This is a genomic window from uncultured Planktosalinus sp., from assembly GCF_963973675.1.
Lineage (GTDB): Bacteria > Bacteroidota > Bacteroidia > Flavobacteriales > Flavobacteriaceae > Planktosalinus.
The window spans coordinates 1-6,397 of sequence record NZ_CAXBAN010000136.1; the positions used below are offsets into that span (position 1 = coordinate 1).

Annotated in this window: 6 protein-coding genes; 3 read left to right on the forward strand and 3 right to left on the reverse strand. The window is 35.0% G+C overall.

Annotated elements, in window-relative coordinates; translation table 11 throughout:
• The 3 genes from AACY61_RS06900 to rlmH form a co-directional block, all read right to left on the reverse strand.
• Positions 1-993 (reverse strand): DEAD/DEAH box helicase (locus AACY61_RS06900; protein ID WP_339610842.1); only part of this gene is annotated, 993 nt, incomplete at its 3' end.
• A 103-nt stretch (positions 994-1,096) separates the two neighbouring features.
• The gene (locus AACY61_RS06905; protein ID WP_339610843.1) at positions 1,097-1,675 is read right to left on the reverse strand and encodes a non-canonical purine NTP diphosphatase; all 579 of its coding nucleotides are present in this window, start codon (positions 1,673-1,675) and stop codon (positions 1,097-1,099) included.
• A gap of 18 nt (positions 1,676-1,693) precedes the next feature.
• Positions 1,694-2,167, reverse strand: a complete 474-nt coding sequence (rlmH, locus tag AACY61_RS06910) for a 23S rRNA (pseudouridine(1915)-N(3))-methyltransferase RlmH (RefSeq protein ID WP_339610845.1) — start codon at positions 2,165-2,167, stop codon at positions 1,694-1,696.
• A 157-nt stretch (positions 2,168-2,324) separates the two neighbouring features.
• On the opposite strand from rlmH, the gene nadC reads away from it, so the two are divergent.
• The 3 genes from nadC to priA form a co-directional block, all read left to right on the forward strand.
• The gene (gene nadC, locus AACY61_RS06915; RefSeq protein ID WP_339610846.1) at positions 2,325-3,188 is read left to right on the forward strand and encodes a carboxylating nicotinate-nucleotide diphosphorylase; all 864 of its coding nucleotides are present in this window, start codon (positions 2,325-2,327) and stop codon (positions 3,186-3,188) included.
• Positions 3,189-3,197: 9 nt separating this feature from the next.
• The gene (locus AACY61_RS06920) at positions 3,198-4,139 is read left to right on the forward strand and encodes a YihY/virulence factor BrkB family protein (protein ID WP_339610847.1); all 942 of its coding nucleotides are present in this window, start codon (positions 3,198-3,200) and stop codon (positions 4,137-4,139) included.
• The coding region (priA, locus tag AACY61_RS06925; RefSeq protein WP_339610848.1) for a primosomal protein N' at positions 4,136-6,397 on the forward strand (2,262 nt) is incomplete at its 3' end. The genes AACY61_RS06920 and priA, both read left to right, overlap by 4 nt.

Genomic DNA, 6,397 nt, shown 5'->3' on the forward strand with positions numbered 1-6,397 from the left:
TCCACTTCGGTGTGTATAGACTTCGATTTCATCTGGTAATTGATAGTTTATCACATGGGTAATGTCATCAACATCTATTCCCCGAGCAGCAACATCAGTAGCAACCAGCATTTGAATTTGTCTATTTCTAAAAGATTTCATTACCAAATCCCGTTGATTTTGACTCAAATCACCATGCAATGCAGCAGCGTTGTATCCATCTTCGATTAGGTTTTCTGCTACTTTTTGAGTGTCTCTTTTGGTTCTGCAAAAAACTACTGAAAATATATCTGGGTTGGCGTCGGCTAACCTTCGTAATGCTTGATAACGATCACGGGCATTTACGGTATAATACTCGTGTGTTACGTTTTTGGTTCCTGTGTTTTTTGTACCCACTGTAATTTCAACCGGGGTATTCATAAATTTTTTGGCTATCGCTGATACCTCTTTGGGCATTGTAGCTGAAAAAAGCCAGGTGCTTTTGTCTTTAGGTGAATGTGAAAGAATATCAGTGATATCCTCATAAAAGCCCATATTGAGCATTTCGTCTGCTTCATCAAGTATGCAATATTCAATTTTGGAAATGTCAATCATACCCCGGCTAATCATATCTTTCATGCGACCGGGAGTAGCGACAATTATTTGTGCGCCACGCTTAATGTCTCTTGCCTGATCATTGATACTGGCACCTCCATAAATGGCTACTATGTTTAAACCAGAAATATATTTGCTGTAGTTTTTTAATTCGTTGGTAATTTGTAAGCATAACTCTCTGGTTGGAGAGAGGATTAATCCTTGAGTGGTTCTGCTGCTTGCATTTATTTTTTGAATTAAAGGAAAACCAAAAGCTGCTGTTTTTCCTGTTCCTGTTTGTGCAAGTGAAACCATATCGGTTTCTTTTGAAAGTAAAATGGGTATTGTTTTCTCTTGAACTTCAGAAGGGGTTTCAAAACCCATGTCGGCCACTGCCCGCAATATAGCCTCGTTGAGACCTAAATCTGTAAAATTTGTCATATTTGTTTTTAAATTGGGTGCAAAGGTACGCTTAATTATTGATTTGTAGGAGCCTAAGTCTTAGTTATTTGTTTGACAAGGATTTAAAAGTTTCATTGTCTATTTAAGATTGAGTTTTTAAATAAATAATTAATTGCTGAACAGCTTTCCCACGATGACCTATTTGATTTTTCAACTTTAAATCCATTTCAGCAAAGGTGAGGTCATAGCCTTCCGGCATAAAAATGGGGTCATACCCAAAGCCTTTGCTGCCTGATTTTTTGCTTGTTATTGTACCATTGCAAATACCTGTAAATGAATAAACTTCATTGTTAATAAAAAGCGATATTACCGTTTTGAAGCGCCCTTTCCTGTTTGATGAACCCTTTAAGTTTTCCAATAGTTTATGCATATTATCATTGGCGTCTTTTTGTTCACCGGCATAACGAGCACTGTATACTCCCGGAGCTCCGTTTAGAACATCAACCTCAAGGCCTGTGTCATCTGCAAAGCAATCATACCCAAACTTCTCCTTGATAAACATTGCCTTTTGAAGCGCATTGCCTTCAATGGTATTTGAAGTTTCAGGAATATCGATGGTACAACCGATTTCCGCTAAACTTAATATTTTTATAGATTCGGGTAATTGGGCTTTTACTTCTTTTAACTTATTAAGATTATTGGTTGCAAATACGAGTTCCATAGTAATTAAAATTGATGATTATTTATGATGGTAGGGCTCATTTTTCAATATAGTAAATGCCCTGTAAAGCTGCTCTATGAAAAATAACCGAATCATTTGATGGGAAAAAGTCATTTGTGATAATGAAATTTTTCCGTTTGCCCTAGTGTATATTGTTTCATCAAAGCCATAAGGGCCGCCAATAATGAAGACCAATTGCTTGATACCACTGTTCATTTTTTTTTGAATAAACTCTGAAAAGCCTACTGAAGAATAACTTTTACCTTTTTCGTCCAGCAAAATTACAACATCAGTAGCATCTAAATGTTTTAACAAAAGGGCACTTTCTTTAGATTTCTGTTGTTTTTCTGATAGTGATTTTGTGTTTTTTAAATCAGGTATTGTTTGAAACTCAAAAGAGATGTAAAACCCAAGCCGCTTAATATATTCGGCAATAATTAGCTCAAGATTTTTAGAATCGGTTTTTCCAATTACAAGTAGTTTGATTTTCATTAAAACTTTAATTTTATACCTAAATTCAGAAAATTAAATCCAAAAGGAAGTAGTAGTTATTCATTTTTTTTAATACTATTTCAAAAATAGCGTTTTTGAACGAATCACTTTGCCTTATATAGCACTGAATTCATTATTTTAGCTGAAAAATGGAGTGATGATAACCAAAGAACAGTTCAATAAGGAGATTAATCTAATCATTACCAATGCAATCAGAGAAGATGTAGGTGATGGCGACCACAGTTCGCTGGCTTGTATCCCTTATGATGCAATGGGTGAAGCAAAACTTTTAATTAAGGACAAAGGGGTTCTGGCGGGTGTAGAATTTGCCAAACAGGTTTTTGATTTTGTAGATCCGGGTCTCGAAGTGGAAGTTTTAATTCCTGATGGAAAAAAAGTGAAGTATGGAGATGTGGCATTTTATGTTTCAGGCCCATCTCAATCAATTTTAAAAGCAGAACGACTTGTGTTAAATGCTATGCAACGAATGAGCGCCATTGCCACAAAATCGAATGAATTTGTAAAACTTCTGGAAGGCACTAAAACAAAAATACTGGATACAAGAAAGACCACTCCGGGAATTCGGGCTCTTGAAAAATGGGCTGTGAAAATCGGAGGTGGAGAAAACCATCGTTTCGCACTTTATGATATGATCATGCTCAAGGACAATCACATAGATTTTGCCGGAGGAATAAGTAAAGCAATCCAAACCACAAAACAGTATTTAATTGATCATAAACTAAATTTAAAAATTATAGTAGAGGCCAGAAACCTTACTGAAATAGAAGAAATATTAGAAAACCAGGGAGTGCATCGCATTTTGATTGATAACTTTAATTTTGAAGATACTAAAAAAGCAGTGAAAATTATTGGCAATTTCTGTCAAACAGAGTCTTCGGGGGGCATTACTTTAGAAACAGCCAGAAAATATGCTGAGTGTGGAGTTGATTTTATTTCAACAGGCTCTATCACTCATTCGGTTTCAAATTTAGATATGAGTTTAAAAGCCATTGACGGATAATTATTTTTTATGTCTGATGAAATAGAAAAAAGTTTACTTAAAATACCATTGCTTAGAAATCTTGTGATGGTAGGAAAGCGTATAAAACTTCCCGGGTTTGAAGGCCTTTCATTATATGACTTACTTGAAACCTATATTGTTGGGATAGCAAAAGGAACATTTTCAGCCAGGGCAGGAGCAATCGCCTTTAGTTTTTTTATGGCGTTGTTTCCTTTTATTTTATTTGTTTTAAATCTTATTCCATACATTCAAATTCAAAATTTTCAGGAAGAATTTTTAAGATTAATTGACGAATTACTTCCTCCACAAACAGCTGAATTTTTTCACCCTATTTTACTCGATATTGCTGCAAACCCAAGAGGTAGTTTACTTTCTTTTACGTTACTTTTAGCTATATTTTTGATGGCTAATGGCGTCAATGCTATTTTTTCAGGATTTGAATATTCGTTTTACATCGATAAAAACCGATCTGTATTCAGGCAATATGCTATTGCTTTGGTTGTATCTGTTTTTTTGGCTTTTGTTTTATTTATTTCAGTTATTCTTTTATTAGCAGGGCAATATGTCATTCATTTTCTAAATGATGAGGGCTTGATGATTGATGTTGTTTTATGGGTAAGCGTACTCAGGTATATTTCCTTTTTTGTATTAATTTATGTGATTATTGCCACCTTGTATTATTTTGGAACCAAGGAAAGTAAAAAATACAGTTTTTTTTCTGTGGGTAATATCTTAACAACGCTTTTGTTTTTATTGACTACCTATTTTTTTGGTATTTATATTGAAAACTTTTCTACCTATAATGAACTCTACGGTTCTATTGGAGCAATCCTGATTATGATGCTTTATATTTGGATAAACTCCAATTTATTACTGCTAGGTTTTGAACTTAATGTAACGATTTATAAACTTAAAGGTCATAAACGAACACATACTGCAGTTAAACAATGAGTTACTTTATAGATGTAATCTTACCCATTCCAATTCAAAATCTTTTTACATACAGTGTAAACAAAGATGAAGCGTTTTTCTTAAAACCCGGTATGAGGGTTACTGTTCCTTTTGGAAAATCTAAAATTTATACTGCTATTGTTTTTAAAGTCCACTCCCGGGAGCCCGAAACTTACAAAACCAAGGAAATCGAACAGATTCTTGATGAAAAACCCATAGTGACCGAAACTCAAATAAGACATTGGCAATGGATTGCTGAATATTATATGTGCTCATTAGGAGAGGTGCTTAGAGCCGGGGTTTCCAAAGCCTTTTTACTGGAAAGCGAGACCATAATTACACTCAACAATTCGATTGAAATTGAAGACTCCCTATTAAATGATGAAGAGTTATTAATTGTTGAAGCACTTCAGTTTCAAAAAGAACTTAGAATACAGGACGTACAGGATATTGTCAATAAAAAAGCCGTATTTACTTTGCTTCATCGTTTAGTTGATAAAAGAATCATAGTATCTAAAGAAGAAGTGGTAGAGCAATACAAACCTAAAATGGTGAAATTTGTTAGACTGCATCAGAATTATGATACACCCAGAGGGCTTCAAAGGTTGCTGGAAGAATTAACTTCTGCTAAAAAGCAAAAAGAGGTTGTGATGCATTATTTCACATTGAGTTCAAAATCTAAGAAACCAATCCAACTAAAAGAGCTTCAAGAACTATGCAAGGTTTCTGATTCTGTTTTTAAAGCACTTGAAAGTAAAGAAGTGCTTGAAATTTATGAAATCAAAAAAGACAGAGTTGATTTTAATGGGGAAGAAATTCAAACTATCAAAAAGCTGAGTGAATCTCAACAAAAAGCATTTGCAAAAATTAAAGAACATTGGACCTCAAAGCAGGTAACTCTGCTACATGGTGTTACTTCAAGTGGAAAGACCGAAGTTTATATAAAACTAATAGATGAGGTATTAAAAAGCGGTAAACAGGTTCTTTACATGCTTCCGGAAATAGCCCTTACTACTCAACTTATCAATAGGCTTAAGATATATTTTGGCGATAAAATTTCAGTGTATCATTCAAAATATTCTACCAACGAGAGGGTGGAAGTTTGGCAAAATGTTCTAAACCAAAAGGAAAAAGCCAGTTTGGTAATTGGGGCGAGGTCATCTGTTTTTTTGCCTTTTAAAAACCTGGAACTTGTGATTATAGATGAAGAACACGAGCCTTCATACAAACAATACAATCCGTCTCCAAGATATCATGCCAGAGACGCGGCAATAGTTTTGGCCGGTCTGCAACAGGCAAAAGTTCTTTTAGGTTCTGCAACCCCGGCACTTGAAACCTATTACAATGCTTTAAACCAAAAGTATGGTCTTGTGAGTTTAACAGAACGGTTTGGAAATGTTCAAATGCCTGATATTGTATTAATAAACCTCCGGGAGTCTTACCATAAGAAACAAATGCAGGGCCATTTTTCCAGGCAATTGATAGAAGCAATAGAAACCACTTTATCTAATGGAGAACAAGTACTGTTATTTCAAAACCGAAGAGGTTTTTCTCCAACAGTTGAATGCCAAACCTGTGGAAACTCACCACAATGTCCAAACTGTGATGTAAGTTTAACGTACCATCAACACAAAAAACAGTTGCGATGTCATTATTGTGGTTATCACATTGCTATGCAAGAAACCTGCATGGCCTGTGGAAGTTCACATCTCGATACCAAAGGGCTTGGTACAGAACAAATAGAAACAGAACTGAAGTCAATTTTTCCTGATAAAAAAATTGCGCGGATGGATCAGGATACCACTCGTGGAAAACATGCTTATGAAAAACTGATTGAAGGTCTTGAACAAGGTGAAATCGATATTATGGTAGGCACACAAATGCTCGCCAAAGGATTGGACTTTAGAAATGTGAGTTTGGTAGGTGTTATGAATGCAGATAATTTACTAAACTATCCTGATTTTAGAGCCTTAGAGCGTAGTTTTCAATTGTTGCTTCAGGTTTCAGGAAGGGCAGGCAGAACCTCTAAACAAGGAAAGGTTTTTATCCAATCATTCAATCCTAAACATGCTGTTTTGCAACAGGTAGTTGCTCAAAATTATGAGGAGATGTACACGATGCAAACTGCTGAACGATTTGATTTTAAATATCCTCCATATTACCGCCTTATTAAGATAGTAGTAAAGGATAGAAAGATTGTGAAAATGCAAACTGCAGCAAATTGGCTGGGGGAATCTTTAAGAGTTGTTTTTAAGGAA

Bases quoted from the DNA above. Each gene is read 5' to 3' on its own strand.
- AACY61_RS06920 (WP_339610847.1), top strand. From the start codon at position 3,198: ATGTCTGATGAAATAGAAAAAAGTTTACTTAAAATACCATTGCTTAGA.
- nadC (WP_339610846.1), top strand. From the start codon at position 2,325: ATGATAACCAAAGAACAGTTCAATAAGGAGATTAATCTAATCATTACC.
- AACY61_RS06905 (WP_339610843.1), bottom strand. From the start codon at position 1,675: ATGGAACTCGTATTTGCAACCAATAATCTTAATAAGTTAAAAGAAGTA.
- rlmH (WP_339610845.1), bottom strand. From the start codon at position 2,167: ATGAAAATCAAACTACTTGTAATTGGAAAAACCGATTCTAAAAATCTT.